Raw genomic sequence first — 19,734 nt, 5'->3', positions numbered from 1 at the left:
CATGTTCCCACGCAGATCACCGCATGATCCCCCCTCCCTCAGGCCGCGCCGCACGAGCGCACTGCTCGTGGTCTCGGCTCTGGCGCTCGGCGCCCTCACGGTGCCCGGCACCCCCGCCCTCGCCGAGGAACCCGCTCCCACGCCGGGTCACACGCCGGGTCAGGTCACCGGCCCGGTCGCGCTGACCGGGCTGGGCCCGGGCGACCATACGATCACCCTGATCACCGGCGACCGGGTACGGCTCGGCGACGCGGGCGGCGGCAAGTACACCGTGCGCCCAGAGGCGCACGCCCGCCCCGACGGCACCACCGCCCGGCTGTCCGCGCTCGCCACCCCCAAGGGCGTGTACGTCACCCCGGGCGACGCCGTGCCCGCCATCAACTCCGGCCGCCTGGACCGGGAGCTGTTCAACGTCACCTATCTGGCCGAGAACGGCTACGCCGACGACAAGTCCAAGCAGCTGCCCGTCATCGTGCAGTACCCAGAACGGCACACCGACCAGGCCGTCGCCACGGCGGCCGCGGCCATCCCGGCCGGCGAGCCCGTGCTCACGCTGGAAAGCGTGAACGCCTCGGCGATCCAGGTCACCAAGGCCGAGGCGGGCGCGTTCTGGAACGCGGTGCGAGCCGTGCCGGAGACCAAGGGCGCCAACGGGATCGTCGGCCTGGCCAACGTGCCGGACACTCTGCGCGGCGGCATCGCCAAGGTGTGGCTGGACGGCAAGGTCAAGGCCGACCTCGCCGAGAGCGTCCCGATGATCGGCGCTCCGCAGGCGTGGGCCGGCGGCCACGACGGCGCCGGTGTGAAGGTCGCCGTCCTCGACACCGGCGTCGATGCGGCACACCCCGACCTGGCCGGCCGGATCACCGACAGCAAGTCCTTCATCCCCGGCCAGCAGGTGCGGGACGGCCACGGCCACGGCACCCACGTCGCCTCCACCATTGCCGGCTCCGGTGCGGCGGACGGCGGCAAGCACAAGGGCGTCGCCCCCGGCGTCCGGCTGATCGTCGGCAAGGTGCTGACCGATGAGGGGACAGGCAGCGACTCCCAGATCATCGAGGGCATGGAGTGGGCCGCGGCCTCCGGCGCCAAGGTGATCAGCATGAGCCTCGGCGGCGGGGCCACCGACGGCACCGACCCGATGAGCCAGGCGGTCGACACGCTCAGCGCGTCCTCAGGCGCCCTGTTCGTGATCGCCGCGGGCAACACGGGCGCGGCGGGCGCCGAGACGGTCGCCACCCCCGGCACGGCCGACGCCGCGCTGACCGTGGCCGCCGTGGACAAGAGCGACGCGTGGGCGGCCTTCTCCAGCCAGGGACCGCGCGTCGGCGGCGGCCTCAAGCCGGACATCGCCGCCCCGGGCGTGGCCATCACCGCGGCGCGCGCCGCCGGCACCAGCATGGGGAACCCGATCGACGAGCACTACACGGCCGCGAACGGCACCTCCATGGCCACCCCGCACGTCGCCGGAGCCGCCGCGATCATGGCGCAGCTGCACCCGGACTGGACGGGCCCGCAGATCAAGGCCGCGCTCATGTCGACCGCGAAGGACGACGCGCTCAGCGTCTACAAGCAGGGCGCCGGCCGCATCGACGTGGCCAGGGCGTACGCCCAGCGGGTCTTCGCCACCACCGGAGGGATCGACTTCGGCGCGGTCGAGAGCGGCGCCGAGCCCATCACCAGGGAGCTGACCTACACCAACGGCGGCAGCGAGCCGATCACCCTGAAGCTCACCGCCGAACTGCGCAGGTCGGACGGCCGGGCGGTGGAGAGCGGGCTGAGCATCGCCGCGACAACCCTCACCCTCCCCGCCGGAGGCGCCGCCGCCACTGCCGCCACCATCGATCCCAAGGCCCTGCCCGACCTGGACAACTACACCGGCGTCGTCACCGCGACCGCCGAGGGCGTCCAGTTGCGCACCGCCGTGGGCGTCGTCCGCGAGGTGCCCAAGGCCACCCTGACGATCCACACCCTGGGCCGCGACGGCAAGCCGCGCAGCCCGTGGGCCCAGGACACCATCGACATCACCGGCGGCAAGGGCTTCATCGGCGGGGTCGGCTTGATCGCCGAGGGCACCACGGTCGTCCGCGTGCCGCAGAGCGTCATCAGCGTGACGCAGCTCATCGAGTGGGTCGGCGACGACGACCGGGGCAACCTGGCGGTGCTGTCCGTGCCGGAGTTCACCGTCACCGGGGACACCGAGATCACGCTCGACGCCAGGAAGCTGGCGGAGATCCGCTTCACCACCCCGCAGCCGGCCGAGCCGTTGAGCAACTTCCCCTACCTGGCCTACCAGCGGACAACGGTCAGCGGAACCCCGTTCATGGGGTTCGTGTGGCCCAAGGACTCATGGACCCGGGTGTGGGCGCTGCCCACGGAGAAGGTCACCAAGGGCTCCTTCCGCTTCCACACCCGCTTCACCCTCGGCAAGGCCGAGGTCGCCATGAGCGTGCGCGGGCGGGACCGGCTCCCCTTGAGCCCGGCCTCGGCGCTGCACGGCTACAACACCTTCGGGGTGCACGAGCAGAGCGACGGCTTCCCCGACTTCCGGCCCTTCACCGGCACCCATGACCTGGAGCTCGTGGACGTCGGGGAGGGCAGGTCCGAGGAGCTCGCCGGCCGCGACCTGCGCGGCAAGCTCGTCCTGCTGGAGGCGCCGATGTCGCAGAACACGTTCGGCGACGCGTGCGGAGTCCAGATCGAGCGGATCGGCCCGATCCGCGACGCCGGCGCTGCCGCCATCGCGCACTTCCCCAAGCCCGGGACGGGATGCGCGATCCCGCTGAGCTTCACGCAGACCCCGTTCACCGGACAGGCCAAGCCGATCGGCATCCCGACGGTGTCCCTGCCCTCCCGCGAGGCCCTCGGCCTGCGCGACCGGCTCGCGGGCGGCAGGCAGGTCACTGTCCGGGTGACCGGCACCGAGGAGACGCCCTACAGCTACACCTTCGCCCCCTACGAAGAGGGCCGGGTGTCCCGCTCCCTGCACTACACCTTCCGCGAGCGCGACCTGGCCAGGATCGACCTGGACACCCACGTCGTCGCCCCCAACCGCTACAACGACTGGCGTTACGCGCAGAAGGCCGACGACGTCATCCCGCTGTCGACCGGGCTCAGCGGGTGGGGCGGCCCCCGGCTCACCCTGCAGGAACGCCAGGACTGGGTCGGGCCGCTCGACTCCGGCCTCCTGTGGTCGCACGGCATGGAAGAGCAGCGCGGCGGGCCCACGGACGCCCGGATCCCGCAGTGGGCCCTGGAGGTGTTCGACGAACCGGTCCGCGTCCGGCAGTCGTGGATGACCACGCCGTTCACGCCAGGCGTCGCGACCGGCTCGGACAAGGTCTACGAGCTCGCCAAGCCGGGCGCCAACCTCGGCGCGCACCTGCGCTGCCTGATGTGCGTGCAGGGCGACAAGCTCTGGGCGGAGTTCGAGCCCAGCTACGGCTCGCCCGGCAGCAGGAAGCACAACGGCGACTACTGGCCGACGCCCGACCTGTCCAAGCCGGGCTTCGACGTCCGCCTCTACCGGGACGGCAAGGAGATCCCGCGCGCCTCGGTCAGCGGCTCCACCATCCTGCCGGTCTTCGCCCTGCCGAAGGACTCCGGCAGCTACCGCCTGACCGCCAAGAACGACCGGCACGACGTCGAGTGGGTCTTCAACACCCCGGTGACGGCTCAGCGCCTGCCCGGCTCCTTCTGCTCGCTCGATGTGCTGTACGGCACGGCGAAGCCTTGCAAGCCGGCCCCGGTCGTGTTCGTCAGCTACGACCTGGGCGACACCCTGGACGTCACCAACAGCGTGCGCGCCGGGCGGTCACACACCTTCACCGTCGCCCCCTACCACGCACCGTCCCCGTCGAAGATGCCGGACATCGCCGGCCTGAGATTGTGGGCCAGCACCGACGACGGCGCCACCTACACCCCCGTCCCCGTCAAGCGCGACGGGGACGGCACCTACACCGCCACGGCCCGCTACCCCGCCCTCGGTGCCACCAAGGGCGCAGTGACTCTCAAGGTCGAAGCCTGGGACAAGGCGGGCAACACCCTCAAGCAGACCACCATCCGCGCCTTCAACCTACGCAAGTGACCACCTGACCATCGCCCGGCCGGACTCCCACCGTCCGGCCGGGCTCTTGGATCAGGGGCGGGATCGCCGGCGCCGGGATCGCGCTGGTCGTGGCTGCCTTCCTCCACGATCCGGCCGCCGTCGAGGAAGACGATGCGGTCGGCGCGCCGGACGGTCCGCATCCGATGCGCCACCATCACCACCGTCCGCCCCGCCGTCAGGCGCTCGATTGCCCTCGTGGACGGCCGCCTCGTTGACCGGGTCCAGCGCCGAGGTCACCTCGTCCAGCAGCACGACGGGCGCGTCCTTCAGCAGGGCCCGCGCGATCGAGACACGCTGGCGCTCACCACCGGACAGCAGCGCGCCGCCCGCACCTCCGCGAGGCTTGCGCCGGGACGGCCCCAGGAGCACGTTCTCCTCGATCGTGCCGTCGAAGAGATAGACGTCCTGGAAGACGATGGCGATCCGCGCCAGCAGCTGGAGCCGCCGCTGACCTGCTGAAGGCGGTGGAGATCTTGCGGGAGCTGAACGCCACGGGCGCCCGCAAGGTCCCGCGGTCGCGCCGGTCACCTTCGTACCGGCCCGCTGGCGCGGCTACCTGGATACCGCGGCCAAGAGCGGCGATGCCAGCGCCTACCGGCACTACTGGGAGTTGTGCACGCTGCTGGTGCTACGGGACGTCCTGCGGGCGGGAGAAGGGTGGGTGCCCGGATCGCGTCGGTATGCCAACCCGGCCGCCTACCTGCTCACCCCGGCCAAATGGGCGAATCACTTCGGGCTGACCCGCATGGCCGATGCCGGCGGGATCTCCTGCGACATCCTGGCCTGGACCGCCGAATGGTACGTGCGGGAGGAGACGCTGCGCGCGGCGAACCTGGCGCGCTGGATCAGCCTTCACCTGGCCCGCCACGTAGTCCACGGCCAACTTCGGGACGTCCTCGAGAAGGAATCCCTGCCGATGCGCGTGACCACTACGTACTGAACCAGAGACATTACGCAGAGTTACTGTTGGGCTGGTGGTGCGAACCCGAGTGGGGAGCCTTGGACGGGTGTGGTGGATTCCGGCGATGGCCTACCGGCGCGGGCGTGCAGGCGTGAGGACGTCGGGCCATCCCCGTTCGAGCAGGCCGACGACGACGTCCAGCGTGTGGCGGGGTTCGGCGTCGATGGTGTTGGCCAGGTCGGGGATCTGCAGGACGTAGCGGGCCAGGAGCCGGGCGAGCAGGTCGTCGGCCGGCAGCGCGGCCTCGCGGGCGATGGCGGCGGTGAGCGCCTCCTGGGCCAGGGTCCAGGAGTGCAGCGCGTATTCACGCAGCTCCGGGGTGGCCCGGATGAGGTCGAGCGCGCGTCGCTGGTCGGGGGGAGGGGCGGGGTCGAACGGGCCGCGCCCGGCCATGTGGTCGTGCAGCGCCTCCAGCACGCTCTGGCCGGGCGTCCGCAGGTGCACGGCCTGGACCACGGCGGCGACGTGCTCGCTCCGGTTGCCGGGAAAGACCAGGCTGGCCTTGCCGTCGGGAAAGTAGGCGAACAGGGTGGCGATCGAGGTGCCGGCCACCTCGGCGATCTCGCGAACCCCGACGTCGTCGTAGCCGCGAGCGGTGAACAGCTCCAGAGCGGTCGCGGTGATGGCCTGCCGGGTGGCGGCCTTCTTGCGTTCGCGCAGCCCTGGCGGTGGGGACGGGGTCGCGGGCGCAGCCTGCGGGGGATGGTGCGGCGGCACGCGCCGCTCGGGTGCGGGCCAGCCGTGGGCGAGCAGGGTGAAGGCGGCGTCGATCTCGGCGCGCGGGTCGTCGCGGCGCCAGGGCTGAGTGCGGTCCAGGACGAACCGGGCCAGCGCGCGGGCGGCGACGGCGGCGCCGGGGGCCTCGGGCCCTGCCCGGCGGATGGCCTTGGCCAGCTCTTCTTCATGCCGTAGCCACATGCGGCGGGCGTAGTCGCTCAGAGCCGGTGTGCGGGCGACGAGGTCGAGGAACGCGACAGCATCGGGGGCGGCCCTCGCCCCGCAGGCGTGGCTCAGCAGCCAGTCACGCAGGGCCTCCAAGACCGAAACGCCCTCGGGACGGACGCGAACCGCGGCGACCAGGCTTGCCTGCACGTCGTCCTCTTCGTCGAAGACGAGGGATTCCTTGGTCGGGAAGTGCTTGAACAACCCGCTCATCGACACGTCCGCGGCCTCGGCCACGTCTTTGATCGCGACCTGCTCGTAGCCGCGGTCGAGGAACAGCTTCAGCGCGGCGTCGGCGATCGCCTGCCTGGTGCGGGCTTTCTTGCGCTCCCTGCGCCCCGTGGCCTCGGTCATGCAGCCAGTCTACGGCATTGACTGGAACAACTCCCTGAGTAGAGTCGTTATAGTTTCAGAGCGAATGCACAAATGTGTTCGTTCTTTGTTCTGCTCATCGAGGAGTGATGACCATGGCCGCACGGCCGTCCCGCACGCCCCGGCCGGGCGTTCGATGCGGATGGTCCTGTCCTGGCTGATCAAGGAAGTCCCGCTGCGCAGCGGGCCCGGCAAGCCGCCGGCCGCGCCGCGAGCGGCCGGCCCACCGTGACCACCTCGTGCCCGGCCGCCGGCCGGCCCTGCCGGCCCGGGAGACCGGCGCGGCACGTCCCCGCTCCCTCTTTCCGCCCTCTGCACCAAGGAAGTACCACCATGACCACCGCGCACCACCCCATCGCGATCATCGGCGCCGGACTCAGCGGCCTGACCCTGGCACGCGTCCTGCACACCCACGGCATCCCCGCCACCGTGTTCGACCTGGAGAGCGATCGGCACGTCCGCACCCAGGGCGGCATGTTCGACATCCATGAGGACTCCGGGCAGGTCGCGCTGCGCGCGGCAGGCCTGTACGAGCCGTTCCGAGCGATCGTCCACCCCGGCGGGCAAGCCATGCGCCTGCTCGACCGCGACGCCGCCGTCGCCCTTCAGGAGGAGGACGACGGCACCGGCGACCGTCCCGAGGCCGACCGCGGCCAGCTGCGCGACCTACTGCTCGACTCCCTGCCGGACGGCACGATCCGCTGGAGCGCCAAGGCCACCGGCGCCCGCGCGTTCGGCGACGGCCGCCACGAGGTGAGCTTCGCCGACGGCAGCACCATCACCACCGACCTGCTGGTCGGCGCCGACGGCGCCTGGTCCCGCATCCGGCCCCTGCTCTCACCCGCCCGGCCCGCCTACACCGGCATCTCCTTCGTCGAGCTCGACCTGCTGGAGGCCGACATCCGCCATCCCGGCAGCGCCGCACTGATCGGCGGCGGCTTCTTCATCGCCCTGGACGGCGAGCGCGGCTTCCTCGCCCACCAGGAGAGCGACGGCAGCCTGCACGTCTACAGTGCCCTGCGGACCGGGCACGACTGGCTGGACGGCATCGACTTCACCGACCCCGCCGCCGCCAAGGCCGCGCTGCTGGCGCACTTCACCGACTGGGACACCGCCTTCAAGACGCTGATCACCGAGGCCGACGGCCCGCTCGTACCGCGCCACATCCATGCTCTGCCCGTCGGCCACTCCTGGCCACGCGTACCCGGCGTCACCCTGCTCGGAGACGCCGCGCATCTGATGTCCCCGTTCGCCGGTGAAGGCGCCAACCTCGCCATGCTCGACGGCGCCGAGCTCGGCCAGGCCATCGCCGACCACCGCGGCAACATGGAGGCCGCGCTGGCCGCCTACGAAAAGGCGCTCTTCCCGCGCAGCGAAGCCTCCGCCGCCGAGTCGGCCGCCTCGCTGGAGCTGATGTTCGGCCCCGACCCCGTCACCCGGCTGGCGCGCATGTTCGCCGACCAGCCACAGACCTGACTCCTCCTCCCGCGGCCCCGACCCGGGCGCCCGTGTTCCCCCGCACCTGATCTGAAAGGACCCATCATGATCACCATCGCCGTCGTTCTGGCCAGCACCCGTCCCGGCCGACGCGGTGCGACTGTGGCCGAGTGGGTGATGAAGCACGCCGCCGAGCGCGCTGACGCCCGCTTCGAGCTGGTCGATCTCGCCGAGTTCCACCTGCCCGACCTGGACGAGCCGGCGCCGCCCGCCTCCGGCCGCTACACCCACGAGCACACCCGCTCCTGGGCCGAGACCGTCGCCCGTTACGACGGGTTCCTGTTCGTCACCCCCGAGTACAACCACTCCGCCCCTGGCAAGCTGAAGAACGCCCTCGACCGCGTACACGCCGAATGGCACAACAAAGCGGCCGCCTTCGTCTCCTACGGCATCGACGGCGGCGTCCGAGCCGTCGAGGCGCTGCGACCCGTGCTGGGCGCCCTGCAGGTCGCCGACGTCTCCGCCCAGGTCGCGCTCAGCATGCACCACGACTTCACCGGCTTCACCGACTTCACCCCGGGCGAGCACCAGACCGCCCAGCTGACCGCCACCCTCGACCAGCTCATCGCCTGGTCCACCGCCCTGGCCCCGCTCCGCACCCCCGCCTGACCCAGCCCTTCCCACCGCCCCGGGCATCGGCTCCCGCGGGCGGCGGGAACAACCGCCACATCGTGCCTCACACCACGGCGTGAAGCGCCTCGCATCACTGCCGAAAGGGAATGGCGCAGCCCGGGACGCCTGGCGCTGATTATGGTCGGCCGATACCTTCCGGACCTCGATGCTGGGCATTGCAGGGCGGCGAAACGAGGTTCATGTTAGGTGGGTCACCCCAGAGAAAGGACACGTCATGGGCTGGCTCGACGCCGCGCTGACTGTCGCGACCACCATCGGAAAGATCGCCGGATCTCTCGTCGGCGGTAAGGAACTCGTGCACTTCGGGCCGGTCGGCACGGGAACCAACGTCACGATCGGCCAGGTGGTCTTCTGGGTGAGCACGCGCGACAACCATATCTGGGTGCTCAACCAGTCGACCGACTCCGGCGCCCAGGTCTACTTCCCCGGTGGACGCGACCCCAGGGTCGAACCGTCCGCGATCCAGATACCAGAGGGGACCAAGTTCGACCTCACCAAGGCCTTCAACATCTACTCGCTGGGCGATGTCGACGATCTCGTCATCACGCCTTGGGACCAGAAACCGCCCAGATCGGGCGCGAACGGTGAGGACGAGGTCAACCTGCAGGCGCAGGGCAACAACGTCCAGCCCAATGTCGAGGTGTCGCTCGGCCCGTACTTCAAGATCAAGGTCAACGCCTCCGACCGCACCATCCTGATCACCGTGCTGGGCGGGCTGGCGCTGACGGGGATCGTCCTGCTCAACGTGCACGGCGCGGGCTCCACCTTCGCGCGGATCGCCAACGTCGTCCGCCCCAAGGACGTGCTGCCGGGCGACGACAGCATGGTGGTCGAGGTGCCCGCGGGCGTGGACGTGGCCGCCGGCCTGCAGTCGATCGAGATCATCGCCACGGTCACAGGCATCAAAATGATCATGGACAGGTTCACCCAGGACCACCCAGGGCTCCTGCAGCCGCTGTCGCCGGAGGACCTGGAACGGCTCGCGGCGTACCGGGAGGGGTGACGCGCCTCCCCGCTTGCTCCGGCGTCTCCGCCCGGCCCTGTTCCGGCGCTCCCGTCCGGCCCGACTCACCATGCCTTCAACGCCGTTTCGCCTGCCTTACGCGCCTGACAAGATCATCGCACTCTGGCCTGCAAGAACACGCTAGGAACCCAAGGTAATACCGTCCGCGGGTGTCGATGCCGGGCTCGAGCGGCGCTCGTGGGTTTGCGGCCGGTAGTCGACCCTATGACCGGCCCGTCCTGCGGGACCGGGAAGTGTAGGTGGCGCCGCCGGACGGGGTGCGGACCATGAGCGTGTCGGGCCGGGCCGCGCCGTGCTGCACGCGAAGTGCGCGTACCCGTCCTGGCGCACGTCCAAGGCGCGCTCCTGGTCATGCTGGCAGTGCGGCCTCACCAACTGCGGCTGCTCCTCCGGCATGGCCGGCGTGTACGGCTCGGATGTCACATACCGGCCGAGCATCGCGAGCGTGACGCTGACGTGCTCGCGGGCCCGCTTCGGCGTGGTGGGGATGCCGGCGGTCTTCTTGTCGGCCAGGACCGTGCGGACGAGTTCGTCGAGGGCGCGAAGGCACCCTCGACGGCCGGGCAGGGGCCTGGTTCACGGGCCCGGACTGTAGGGATGAACGCCTTGACGTCCTAAAGCTCCAGGGTGGCTGCTGCAGGATCTGGGCACGCTGCCCGGTCCCGAGCGGATCTCCGCCCAGATCGAGGCCGTCCGGATCGCGCCGGCGGCCGGCGCCGGCGTCGGCGCCGCGGTGACACTCCTGCTGGCCGTACGCCGCCACCGGCACCAGGAGTTGGCCACCGCGCACACCGCGCACACCGCGCACACCACGCACACCACGCACGACGCCGCCGAGCGTCGCGTGACGGAGCTCTACACCAAGGCCGCCGACCACCTCGGCAGCGACAAGGCACACCGGTCCGGCTCGCTGGCCTTTACGCCCTGGAGCGCCTGGCCCAGGACACCCCCGCTGCGCCAGACGATCGTGAACGTCATCTGCTCCTACCTGCGCATGCCCTGCACGCCGCCGCCGGAGGGGGCAGATCCGGCCGGGCCCGCCGTGCCGCGCGCCGCCGTCGGCGGCATCTCCGCTCCGGCGACGGGCCGCGATCCGCAGGAGGAACGGCAGGTCCGCCTGACCGCTCAGCGCATCCTGGCCGCTCACCTGCGTCACGACGGGTTCGCCGACTACCTGCGGCAGTCGTCGGGCAGCCCAAGGTGCCCTCGCTCGCCGGGCAGAACATGACGCGATGCCTGGACGGCGCGGGATACGGCAGCCACGCCGCCTACCGCGAGGCGCTCGGGAGGGCGGCGGTGCTGTCGCCGGACTTCGCCGGACAGCGGGCCTGGTGGCCGCTGGCCAGCGCCCGTCACCAACCCGCCGGCGCCGCTGCCCGCCCGCGGCCTGCCGCCGTTCCTGGGGGTCGGCAGCTGGACGGACCACGACGAGGTGGCGGAGGTCGTCCGGCCGGTGCCGGGCTCGTCCAGCGTTCGGTACGAGGGGCACGGCCACATGCTCTACCTCTACGGCGACACCGGCTGCGTCACCGCCCACGTCAACCGCTACCTGACGAGCCTGAGACTCCCGCCCCCCGGGTGACCACGGGCACCGGTCTGTCGGCCGGGGACGAGCACCACGGCGCCGCCCGCAGATCTGGCCTCCGGGTCGCGCCGCCAGGACAATGACGAATGCGGTTTTTCCAGCCGGATCGGACTGATCGGGCAGGCATCGGACTTCGGTTGACCGCTGTCCTGCCGGTTGAGCGGTCCTTGATGGCTCCGATCATGTGTGGAGGGATCTCGGATGATCAGGCAGCTCTTGATCGCCGCGCTGTTGTTCCCGTACCTGTCCGTACAGGCGCAGCCCCCTCTCGTTCACGTGATGACGTGGAACGTCTGCGCGGGCACCAATCCCGGGTGCGCGCTCTTCCGCCGCTCGAACGCCGAGCTGGCGTGGCACGTGGCGGTGCTGGCGACCGAGGCGGATGTGGTCTTCCTCCAGGAGTTCTGCACGGGCGCGGACGCCGACCTGGAACACGAGCTCGAACGCCGTACCGGCCGGGAGTGGAGCGTCGGGTCGGCGGGGCTGGTGTACCCGGACGGCTCCCCGTACCAGTGCCTTCCCGACACCAGCGGTAGGCCGCGCGGGGTGCTGAGCGTCACCCTGGCCGTGGCCGGAGCGGACACCCGCCTCGTCGCGCACGCGCTGACCTCGCCGCCGTGGGGAGCCCGCAGGTACGCCGTCTGCACGGCCGACCGGGCGTTCTGCACCGCGCACTTCTCGTCCGGATCGAGCTACGACGACAGGCAGAAGGGCAGGCCCTACCGGCACATCCAGTTGCGCGAGCTGTTCAGGCTCGGCCGGGGCGTGATCGGCGGCGATCTCAACCTGGTGCCGCGCGACGCCGCCGCGGCCTACAAGGGGCGCGACGAGTGCGACCCGCGCCGGCGCTGGACCTACGTGACCCGCAAGCGGAAGATCGATTACGTGTTCGCCGGCGAGGGTCGCGTACGGAGGTGCTTCGTCGATCACGCCAGGCGCACGTGGTCCGATCACGTCCCGCTGCACGCCTGGGTGACGCGGTAGCGGGAGCCCGGTCAGGCCCGCGCGGTGCCGGAGGGCATCCCGTCCTCAGCGCGAGCCTGACCAGCGCGTGCCCAGCGGGCCGCGAACCTGCCACGCGCCTACCTGGTGGCAGGTTCTCGATCATCGCCGGGGACGACCGTCCACTACCCCGGCTGTGCGCGTCACCGCCAAGGTGGGTGAGCGGGACGGCCTGGCCGCCCAGCCAGCCGGTGAACGGGTCGGGGTGGGACGAAGCGGAGATGCTGCTGGCTCGATTCCGGTGCTGGAAGATCAGGTGCTGGAAGGTGGACGGGCGGTCTCACGCCTGCGTGGCCGCCACCTTCTCCAAGTCGCCGACGCTGCCCGACATGATCGTGCGGACGTGTTCGGTGATGAGCGGGAGCGGCCAGTCCCACCAGGCCACGGCCAGCAGGCGGTCGACGTCGGCGTCGCTGTGGCGGCGGCGGATGAGCCGGGCGGGGTTGCCGCCGGCGATGCCGTAGTCGGGCACGTCGTCCACGGCGACGGAGCCGGAGGCGATGATCGCGCCGTGGCCGATGCGGACGCCGGGCATCACCATGGCCCGGTACCCGAGCCAGACGTCGTGGCCCACCACCGTGTCGCCCCGGCCGGGCAGGCCGGTGACGAGGGCGAAGTGCTCGGCCCAGGAGCCGCCCATGATCGGGAAGGGGAACGTCGAGGGGCCGTCCATGCGGGGGTTGGCGCCGTTCATGATGAACCGCACCCCCTCGCCGAGCGCGCAGAACTTGCCGATGACCAGCTTCTCGGGCCCGTAGTGGTAGAGCACGTTGCGGGTCTCGAAGGCGGTCGGGTCGTCCGGGTCGTCGTAGTAGGAGAAGTCGCCGATCTCGATCAGCGGTGAGGAGACCAGGGGTTTCAGCAGCACCACCCGCGGCTGGCCGGGCATCGGGCGCACCACTGTGGGGCCGACGGGAACAGGTAGCACAATCCGCTCTTTTCGTTATCAGTACGGAACGTTTCGTACCGATAAGGTGGCCTCATGACCCGCACCCCCCACCGCCGCGGCGCCGACCGGACCGAGGCCATCATGCGGACGACGCTGGAGCTCGGCCAGGAGATCGGCTACGCCAACCTCAGCATGGAGGCGGTCGCGGCGAGCGCCGGCGCGAGCAAGCAGACCCTCTACCGCCGATGGTCGTCCAAGGGCGCCCTGCTGCTCGACTCCCTGCTGTCGCTGAACGAGAGCGAACTGGACTACCCCGACACCGGTGACCTGGCCGCCGACTTGCGCGCGCAGATCTACGCGGCCGTGGACCTGCTGACCGGGCCGTCGTACGGCGCCCTGTTCCAGGCCCTGGTCGGCGAGGCGCAGCACGACCGCCGGGTCGCCGCCGCGCTCAACGAGCGCTTCATCGCCCCGCAGGCGGACAGGACCGTCGCCCGGCTGCGGGCGGCCCGCGACCAGGGGCAGCTGTCGCCCGGCTTCGATCTCGATCTGGCGATGGCGATCCTGTCCGGCCCGCTGTACTTCCGGCTTCTGATCACCCAGGAGCCGCTGACCCACGCCTACGTCGACCGGATCCTCGATGCGCTCTTCGCCGGGATGAGGCCCCGCCCGTGACGCGGGCGCGACCAGGCTGCGGCGAGTGCGGCGTGACCGGCCGGCGCGTGGTGCCCGCCGTTTGCGACCGAACTCCCCGACCTCCATCAACGGGTACGTGACCGGCGGCCGGAGCAGGGCCAGCCGCGGCTGCCCGAACCTGGGGCGCGCCACGTTCGGGTCGGCCGGGTCAGGCTGTGCTTCCCCTGAGCGGCGCATCGCCGCCGCCACCGGCACCGTCGCCGAGGACTACCGCCGGTTCGGGGTCGAGCTCCTGCAGCTCCTGGCCACGCGTCAGCAGGCGGGCCAGCGCTGCCCACCGCCGTTCAGACGGCCGGGCCGCCGCCTGTGGCCCCTCCAGGCCACGGAGGCGGACACGGACGTCATCAACGACCTGGTCGCCGCCGCAGGTGAACGTCGCGCCGTCCGTTGTGGAAGCAGGCCTGCGGCGGAAGGGCAGCAAAGCCCCCCGCGGTGTCCAGCGTCCTGGCTTCTACCTGCTACCGGCCTGTTCAGGGGGTGGTCCGGGGTGCTCCCGGCAGCGGGGAAGGGCGCTGCCGGAAGTCGCGCACGTGGGTGCGGATGCACGCGTGTAGACCGGGCCGGAAAGTCTGGGGGAGCGCCGTATCTGTGCTGATTTTCGGGGGTATGAGCGCCGGTTCGCGGGGTTCACGATCCTGACCGACCCTGCGTTTCTGCACAAGGGTGACCATATCCACCTCGGGCACGGCATCTATGCCCGGCGCGAGATGGAGCCGGACTGCCAGGTCGCCGATCTGCCCCCGCTGGACCTGATCGTCCTGTCGCACTATCACGCCGACCACTTCGACCATGTCGCGGCTCGGGATCTTGACAAGGACATCCCGGTCGTCAGCACCAAGCACGCCATCGAGGAACTGCACCCGCTGGGCTTCACCAACGGCCACGCGCTCGACACCTGGGAGAGTCAGACGGTTCAACGAGGTGACGCCCGGCTCGTGGTGACGGCCATGCCGGCCGAGCACACCAGCGACTTCGAGATGGCGGACATGCTCATGCCGGTCAACGGCCACCTGCTGGACTTCTACGACGGCGACCAGCGGCTGTTCCGGCTCTACATCAGCGGCGACACCATGCTGCACAACCGGCTGTACGACATCCCCCGCCACTACCCCGACATCGACCTGGGCATGTTCCACAGCGGTGGGACCACGCTGTTCCTGACCACGGTGACCATGACCGGGGCCCAGGCGGTCCACTGTGCGGAGATCGTCAGGCCGCAAACCGCGATCCCGATCCACTACAACGACTTCTCGGTGTTCCACTCCGGGCTCGACGACTTCAAGGAGGCCGCCGCCGCCTCCTCGACGTCCGTCAAGTTCCACTATCTGGCACACGGCGACCGCTACAAGTTCCAGGCGACGCGGTAGCCCCTCGGACCCGCGGGAAGCGGATGGCTCAGCCGGAGGATCCTCCGCCTGGAACCAGCCCGCCTCCCGCTCTGCTGTGCCTCGGCCGGCCGTCCGGGTCTGCGGGGGGCACGGCTGTGTGCGGGGCTCCGCTCCGGCAGGTCGTCGCCGACGCCATGCGGGCTGGGGTGCTCCGGTGGGCGGGGGCCAGGTGGGAGTGGCCAGGTCGATGATCGGTCAGCCGCTGTTCTTCATGAAGAAGTCCCAGATGACCGGGGGTGCGTCGAGGTCATGCGTGGTCGGGCCGAGTTGGCTTGGGGCTTCGAAGACCTGGTTCGGGACGACGTGGCCGCCGTTGTTGACGGTGTACTGGGTGACGGGGGGCCTGCCGGGCTGTGCGTAGCTTCTGACGGAGACCGAGGTGGATCCGGAACCGGCCTGGTGAGGGAGCTTGCTTTCCTGCGGTGTCGCGGTGTTGTCGTTGAGCTCGGCGAAGTGGGCCGCGGTGTCAGGGGAGGACAGCACCTTGCCGTAGGAGGTGCCGGCCACGACGGCGTCGCCACCGTTGTACGGGTCGAGCGGATCCTTGGTGCCAGTGATCATGAGCATGGGCATCGGGCTCTTGATCGCCGGGCAGACGTTGTTGTCCGGCGCGGGGAAGTTCGCCGCGACCGCTGAGATCGCCTTGATCTGGCCGGGCATCGCCGAGGCCAGGCGGTAGGTCATGTGGCCGCCGTTGGAGTAGCCCATGGCGAAGATCCGGTTCGGGTCGATGTCGTTGGACTCGCGGTACCTGTCGATGATCGCGCGGACGAATCCCACGTCGTCGACGTTCTCGGTGCGGGCGGGGTACTTGGCCTGCTTGCGGCAGTCGTTCCAGTGCCGTCCGTATCCGCTGGGGTAGACGACGACGAACTTGTTGGAGTCGGCGAGCTTGTCGAACTCGTATCCGGTGTAGGCCCGCATGAGCTCGCCGTTCATGCCTGTGCCGTGGAAGGCCAGCAGCAGCGGGGCGTTCTTCGGCAGATCCTTGGGGACGAAGGCGACGTAGGAGCGGGTCATGCCGCCGACCTTCACCGTGAGGTTCTGCACCGGCGCGCTCAACCGAGGAGCCCGGGGCGGGTTCGGGCCCAGCAGTTCCTTGTCGAGTCCGGCGTCGTCGGCGGAGGTGCCCGTGGGGCTGGGCTGAGCCGGGAACATCGCCGCCGGGGCACCGCTGGAGCAAGCCGCCGCACCGATCGCCAGCCCCACGACGGCGACTGTCAGCTTGGATGCGCTCATTTCCTCGCCTCTCCTGCCGGACATGTTGCTCATGGCGATCCCCGCCTTGCGGTCACCCCAAATCGGACGTTCCGCAAACGGTCCTCCAGGAGATGGCCGCAAACCCAGATCAACGATCGGGTGCGAGGACCGCGGTCGCCGCCCCGGCCGCGGCGAAGGGCCGCCTCCAGGCTGTTCTCGGTCTTGTGGACGATGTCGCGGCGCCGGTCCTCCGACAGCGCCAGGGACAGGTCGAGGATCAGCAAGCGCTCGGTGTGCTCGCCGGCCGCGATGCCCTCCAGCACCTTGACCGCGATGCCGCGCTGGAACAGGACGATGAGCCCTCCCAAGAGCCGAGCCGGTCGACCGGCCCTGACGGTCAGCATGTCCCCGTCGCGCAGATAGGCGTCCTGCTCCCGAAGCTGCCCTCAACCGTCAAGCAGCGCTGTTACGAAGGGCTTACGGCGGCAGCCGATCGTGGTGCCGGCTTGCGACACTCGAGACATGACAGAGCTGTACACCGGCGCCCGCGAAGCGCTACGTCCCCTGTTCGCGCTGGCCGAGGACTCCCCGGTGCAGCTGGACTCCTATCTTGACCTGGGCCGCGTGCTGGTGGCGCGGTCCGGGGAGGAGATCGTCGGGCACCTGCAGTTGATCGACACCGGACGGCCGTGTGAGGTGGAGATCAAGAACATGGCGATCCGCGAGGACCTTCAGGGCCAGGGGATCGGCACGCGCCTCGTCCGCGCCGCGACCGACCTCGTCGCGGGGGAGGGCGGCACGACGCTGGTGGTCGCCACTGCCGCGGCCGACATCGGAAATCTGCGGTTCTACCAGCGGCAGGGATTCCGCATGCGGGCGATCGAGCGGGACGCCTTCACCCCCGCCACCGGCTACCCCGCCGGGTTGGTCATCGACGGCATCGAACTGCGCGACCGGGTCTGGCTCGACAAGGCGGCACGGCGGCCACCCCTCGCCGATCGGTGAGGAGCTTCGTCGTCCGTGCTGACCGGGCGTCCTCCACCCGAGCGAGGCCCAGCCGCCAGGTAGTCCCGATCACTCAGAATTGGAGCACTGTACGGTTACCGGCGAGTAGGGCATTCAAGCATCGGGCGCCCGGTCCGGCAGGGTGTAGCGAGGGTGACCGGAGCCTGGGTCAGCCCGGTGCTCCGCCCACATGTCCACATCGCCCGGACCGTCTTCGTCGGGCTCCGGGTCGCCGGCCGCCTGCTGCGCCTGCACCGCTGCGGCGTGGAGCTCGCCGGCGAAGTCGCGCAGCGCGGCCACGCAGTTGTAGGGGTTGCGCGTCGCGGGGCTTCCCTCGCCGGGTTTGGTCGCCTTGACCGCGTCCCACATGGCGTCCGCGTACACCCACAGCGCCTCCCGGGCACGCACCTGGCGGGCCCGATCGACCGGATCCAGTTGCACCAGCATCGCCGCGTCCAGCTCGGCCAGATCGTCGGCCAGATCAATCAGGTTGTGCTGGTGGCTGGAGTCCCACGCATCACTGTCGGTCGTCACGTCGCCACGGTACGCCACCATTCAGGACATGGCCAGGAGCTCAGATCGACACCACGGCTGACGGCAGCTCGAATCTCATGGGACCCGCGTCGGCTGGTGCATGCCGGCGGGGACCTCTCTGGTACGACGGCCGTCGACACCAGGGGTGAGAGCCACGCCGGCGCCCTGGGAGGCGATGATGCTCCGGACCTCACCCGGTGTGGCCATCGGGCGGCGATCGGCCCCAGCCCACCACGGCGACCCACCAAAGCCTGCCGATCGGCCAACTTCGGCCGCCCGGCTCTTTCAACGACACCGCGGCCCCACGTACGTCATAGATGCAAAGGTGCATCATCGCCGCCCGTGGGTGCCGGCGTCAGGCGGCACCGTCAGCCTGACCTCCTGGTCCCCGTTCTCGCCGGCCCGTGACTGCGCATCACGGTCCAGGCCGTCACGGGCGCTCCCCATGGCGTGTGCCTACTCATACGGCCACGTCTACCGGTCGACGGCCCAACGTCGGGGCAGGCCGGGGCGCCCATCGGAGATGCCGCCTGCAGACAGCGGACGCCTTGGTAACCGTAGAGAGAGTATGCATTCACCTCGGGGCTGCGGCCGTGGATCGCGCTGGGGCCGCGTGGAGCAGGGAGGTATCGTCGGCGCATGTCGCGATCTTCCCGAGGGATCCGGGCACCTCACGCGCCGGCCAAGCGGGGCTGGCGCAAGGTGTGGGCGGCGATGGCCGCAGTGGTCCTGGCCGCGGTGACGGCCGCGCTGACTCAGTGGACCACGGGCATCTTCGGCGCCACCGGGGATCGATTGCTTGGGCTGGTCACCGGAGACGATCCGCTGACCGTGGCGGGCAGGCGAGTGGCGCCTCTTGCGCCGCTGGCTGGTGGCAAGCGCGCCGGCGGGCGACAGCGCGCGGGGGTCTGGACGTTCGACACTCCGAACTTCGTGATCGTGCCGAGCGGGCGCGCCATCGATGAAGGGTGCATCGTGACCACGATGGTTCCCCGGCCGCGTGCGGAGGTCCATCCGCCCCGGTGGAGCAGGGACTGGAAACGCAATGAGGGGGTGTTGGAGGCGTGGGCGCTGGCCAACCGGGCCGGGGATCCGAACACCACCAAGATTCGGCTGACCGTCAGCGGCAAGCCGGGCAAGACGGTTGTGCTGGAAGGTGCGCGCACGGTCTTCGTGTCACGAGCGCCGAAACCGCCGGCGGGCACCTTGGTGCAGTTCCAGATCGGTGAACGATGTGGCGCTCATGTGGATGTGCGCTCGTTCAGGACCGACCTTGATGACGCATCCGGCAGCTGGCGGCCCGCCAAGGGGGAGAAGACTTCTTTCCCTTATACCGTCAAAAGCGATGAGCCGGAGATTTTGGAACTGACCGCGCACACCAACTCGTGTGACTGCGCGTGGCAGGTGCAACTCGACTGGACCGACGGCAAGGACAAGGGCAAGACGATCGTCGACGCCGGCGACGGTCCCTTCCACACGCTGCCGGCCAAGGGGTATCCGACAGCCGTGTGGGCCTACCACGAAGACTCCGGCTGGCAGCCCGGCGTGCTCAACTCACGCGTCTTCCCTGGCTGATGGATCTGCACTTGATCGACTCACTCCAACGACATGTGGCCCGAGCTTTGGTGCAGTCAGATGGTGTCTGTGTCGTTGGCCTCCCGGAGCCGCCCGCCGCTGTACGGTGCGCGCATGGCCACCCCCTCCCGATCCCCGGAGTCCATGGCCCGCGACGTGTGCCCGGCTGCTCGCTCTCGCCGTCATCCCAGCACGTCCCAAGCAAGGGAACCGCCGGCGGCTAGCCGAACGTGCCCCACGGTGGCCATGGACGTGCAAGGGCGGAGGTGCTGTACGCGGCCGGTTCACCGTTCTGCTACCGGACAGTGGCCAGGCTGGGAGGG

17 protein-coding genes and 1 pseudogene are annotated in these 19,734 nt (G+C 70.4%); 12 read left to right on the top strand and 6 right to left on the bottom strand.

What is annotated here, in order from left to right; genetic code table 11:
* The first annotated feature begins 67 nt into the window (after positions 1–67).
* Positions 68–4,087, top strand: coding sequence for a S8 family serine peptidase (locus ACIBST_RS38135; RefSeq protein WP_397178431.1), 4,020 nt, complete (start codon positions 68–70; stop codon positions 4,085–4,087).
* A gap of 51 nt (positions 4,088–4,138) precedes the next feature.
* Here the strand turns inward: ACIBST_RS38135 and ACIBST_RS38130 are convergent, their stop codons facing one another.
* Positions 4,139–4,477, bottom strand: coding sequence for an ATP-binding cassette domain-containing protein (locus ACIBST_RS38130; RefSeq protein ID WP_397178471.1), 339 nt, complete (start codon positions 4,475–4,477; stop codon positions 4,139–4,141).
* Positions 4,478–4,769: 292 nt separating this feature from the next.
* On the opposite strand from ACIBST_RS38130, the gene ACIBST_RS38125 reads away from it, so the two are divergent.
* A complete protein-coding gene (locus ACIBST_RS38125) occupies positions 4,770–5,048 on the top strand; it encodes a Tn3 family transposase (protein WP_397178430.1) in 279 nt (92 codons plus the stop codon).
* 90 nt (positions 5,049–5,138) lie between these two features.
* Here ACIBST_RS38125 and ACIBST_RS38120 read toward each other — a convergent pair whose 3' ends face one another.
* On the bottom strand, positions 5,139–6,365 hold the full coding sequence (locus ACIBST_RS38120; RefSeq protein WP_397178429.1) for a TetR/AcrR family transcriptional regulator: 1,227 nt from the start codon (positions 6,363–6,365) through the stop codon (positions 5,139–5,141).
* Positions 6,366–6,716: 351 nt separating this feature from the next.
* Here ACIBST_RS38120 and ACIBST_RS38115 point away from each other — a divergent pair, with 351 nt between their 5' ends.
* The 6 genes and pseudogenes from ACIBST_RS38115 to ACIBST_RS38090 all read left to right on the top strand — a co-directional run bounded on the left by ACIBST_RS38115 (position 6,717) and on the right by ACIBST_RS38090 (position 12,106).
* Positions 6,717–7,859, top strand: a complete 1,143-nt coding sequence (locus ACIBST_RS38115) for an FAD-dependent oxidoreductase (RefSeq protein WP_397178428.1) — start codon at positions 6,717–6,719, stop codon at positions 7,857–7,859.
* Between the two features lie 66 nt (positions 7,860–7,925).
* Complete coding sequence (locus ACIBST_RS38110) at positions 7,926–8,489, top strand: NADPH-dependent FMN reductase (RefSeq protein ID WP_397178427.1); 564 nt, start codon at positions 7,926–7,928, stop codon at positions 8,487–8,489.
* Positions 8,490–8,727: 238 nt separating this feature from the next.
* A complete protein-coding gene (locus ACIBST_RS38105) occupies positions 8,728–9,516 on the top strand; it encodes a hypothetical protein (protein ID WP_397178426.1) in 789 nt (262 codons plus the stop codon).
* Between the two features lie 754 nt (positions 9,517–10,270).
* Positions 10,271–10,765, top strand: coding sequence for a hypothetical protein (locus tag ACIBST_RS38100; protein ID WP_397178425.1), 495 nt, complete (start codon positions 10,271–10,273; stop codon positions 10,763–10,765).
* Between the two features lie 123 nt (positions 10,766–10,888).
* A pseudogene (locus tag ACIBST_RS38095) lies at positions 10,889–11,119 on the top strand (alpha/beta hydrolase); the annotation flags it as partial.
* A gap of 204 nt (positions 11,120–11,323) precedes the next feature.
* A complete protein-coding gene (locus tag ACIBST_RS38090; RefSeq protein WP_397178424.1) occupies positions 11,324–12,106 on the top strand; it encodes an endonuclease/exonuclease/phosphatase family protein in 783 nt (260 codons plus the stop codon).
* A 298-nt stretch (positions 12,107–12,404) separates the two neighbouring features.
* On the opposite strand, the gene ACIBST_RS38085 is transcribed toward ACIBST_RS38090, so the two are convergent.
* Positions 12,405–13,013 (bottom strand): CatB-related O-acetyltransferase, encoded by a 609-nt coding sequence (locus tag ACIBST_RS38085; RefSeq protein ID WP_397178423.1) that lies wholly within the window; start codon positions 13,011–13,013, stop codon positions 12,405–12,407.
* Positions 13,014–13,106: 93 nt separating this feature from the next.
* On the opposite strand from ACIBST_RS38085, the gene ACIBST_RS38080 reads away from it, so the two are divergent.
* Together ACIBST_RS38080 and ACIBST_RS38075 are read left to right on the top strand one after the other, a co-directional pair.
* Positions 13,107–13,688 carry a TetR/AcrR family transcriptional regulator gene (locus ACIBST_RS38080; protein WP_397178422.1) on the top strand — a complete coding sequence of 194 codons (582 nt, stop codon included), beginning with the start codon at positions 13,107–13,109 and terminating at the stop codon, positions 13,686–13,688.
* Positions 13,689–14,278: 590 nt separating this feature from the next.
* On the top strand, positions 14,279–15,076 hold the full coding sequence (locus tag ACIBST_RS38075; RefSeq protein WP_397178470.1) for an MBL fold metallo-hydrolase: 798 nt from the start codon (positions 14,279–14,281) through the stop codon (positions 15,074–15,076).
* A 216-nt stretch (positions 15,077–15,292) separates the two neighbouring features.
* Here ACIBST_RS38075 and ACIBST_RS38070 read toward each other — a convergent pair whose 3' ends face one another.
* Positions 15,293–16,336 (bottom strand): alpha/beta hydrolase family esterase, encoded by a 1,044-nt coding sequence (locus ACIBST_RS38070; protein ID WP_397178421.1) that lies wholly within the window; start codon positions 16,334–16,336, stop codon positions 15,293–15,295.
* Between the two features lie 29 nt (positions 16,337–16,365).
* A complete protein-coding gene (locus ACIBST_RS38065; RefSeq protein ID WP_397178420.1) occupies positions 16,366–16,701 on the bottom strand; it encodes a hypothetical protein in 336 nt (111 codons plus the stop codon).
* A gap of 118 nt (positions 16,702–16,819) precedes the next feature.
* Between ACIBST_RS38065 and ACIBST_RS38060 the strand changes: the two genes are divergently transcribed.
* Positions 16,820–17,302, top strand: a complete 483-nt coding sequence (locus tag ACIBST_RS38060; protein ID WP_397178419.1) for a GNAT family N-acetyltransferase — start codon at positions 16,820–16,822, stop codon at positions 17,300–17,302.
* A gap of 114 nt (positions 17,303–17,416) precedes the next feature.
* Here the strand turns inward: ACIBST_RS38060 and ACIBST_RS38055 are convergent, their stop codons facing one another.
* Positions 17,417–17,836: a hypothetical protein gene (locus ACIBST_RS38055; protein WP_397178418.1), complete on the bottom strand. Its 420-nt coding sequence runs from the start codon at positions 17,834–17,836 to the stop codon at positions 17,417–17,419.
* A 714-nt stretch (positions 17,837–18,550) separates the two neighbouring features.
* Here ACIBST_RS38055 and ACIBST_RS38050 point away from each other — a divergent pair.
* Positions 18,551–19,411, top strand: coding sequence for a hypothetical protein (locus tag ACIBST_RS38050; RefSeq protein ID WP_397178417.1), 861 nt, complete (start codon positions 18,551–18,553; stop codon positions 19,409–19,411).
* Positions 19,412–19,734: the final 323 nt, after the last annotated feature.

Source organism: Nonomuraea sp. NPDC049684, from assembly GCF_044465345.1.
In the GTDB taxonomy this organism is placed as follows: Bacteria; Actinomycetota; Actinomycetes; order Streptosporangiales; family Streptosporangiaceae; genus Nonomuraea.
Note: the sequence above shows the minus strand (reverse complement) of the source record. Positions and strands in the feature narration are given on the sequence as shown.

What these genes read in the sequence shown, in the direction of transcription:
- ACIBST_RS38065 (WP_397178420.1), bottom strand. Translation starts at nt 16,701, where the DNA reads ATGCTGACCGTCAGGGCCGGTCGACCGGCTCGGCTCTTGGGAGGGCTC.
- ACIBST_RS38060 (WP_397178419.1), top strand. Translation starts at nt 16,820, where the DNA reads ATGACAGAGCTGTACACCGGCGCCCGCGAAGCGCTACGTCCCCTGTTC.
- ACIBST_RS38110 (WP_397178427.1), top strand. Translation starts at nt 7,926, where the DNA reads ATGATCACCATCGCCGTCGTTCTGGCCAGCACCCGTCCCGGCCGACGC.
- ACIBST_RS38085 (WP_397178423.1), bottom strand. Translation starts at nt 13,013, where the DNA reads ATGCCCGGCCAGCCGCGGGTGGTGCTGCTGAAACCCCTGGTCTCCTCA.
- ACIBST_RS38120 (WP_397178429.1), bottom strand. Translation starts at nt 6,365, where the DNA reads ATGACCGAGGCCACGGGGCGCAGGGAGCGCAAGAAAGCCCGCACCAGG.
- ACIBST_RS38115 (WP_397178428.1), top strand. Translation starts at nt 6,717, where the DNA reads ATGACCACCGCGCACCACCCCATCGCGATCATCGGCGCCGGACTCAGC.
- ACIBST_RS38090 (WP_397178424.1), top strand. Translation starts at nt 11,324, where the DNA reads ATGATCAGGCAGCTCTTGATCGCCGCGCTGTTGTTCCCGTACCTGTCC.
- ACIBST_RS38050 (WP_397178417.1), top strand. Translation starts at nt 18,551, where the DNA reads ATGGCCGCAGTGGTCCTGGCCGCGGTGACGGCCGCGCTGACTCAGTGG.
- ACIBST_RS38080 (WP_397178422.1), top strand. Translation starts at nt 13,107, where the DNA reads ATGACCCGCACCCCCCACCGCCGCGGCGCCGACCGGACCGAGGCCATC.
- ACIBST_RS38105 (WP_397178426.1), top strand. Translation starts at nt 8,728, where the DNA reads ATGGGCTGGCTCGACGCCGCGCTGACTGTCGCGACCACCATCGGAAAG.
- ACIBST_RS38070 (WP_397178421.1), bottom strand. Translation starts at nt 16,336, where the DNA reads ATGAGCGCATCCAAGCTGACAGTCGCCGTCGTGGGGCTGGCGATCGGT.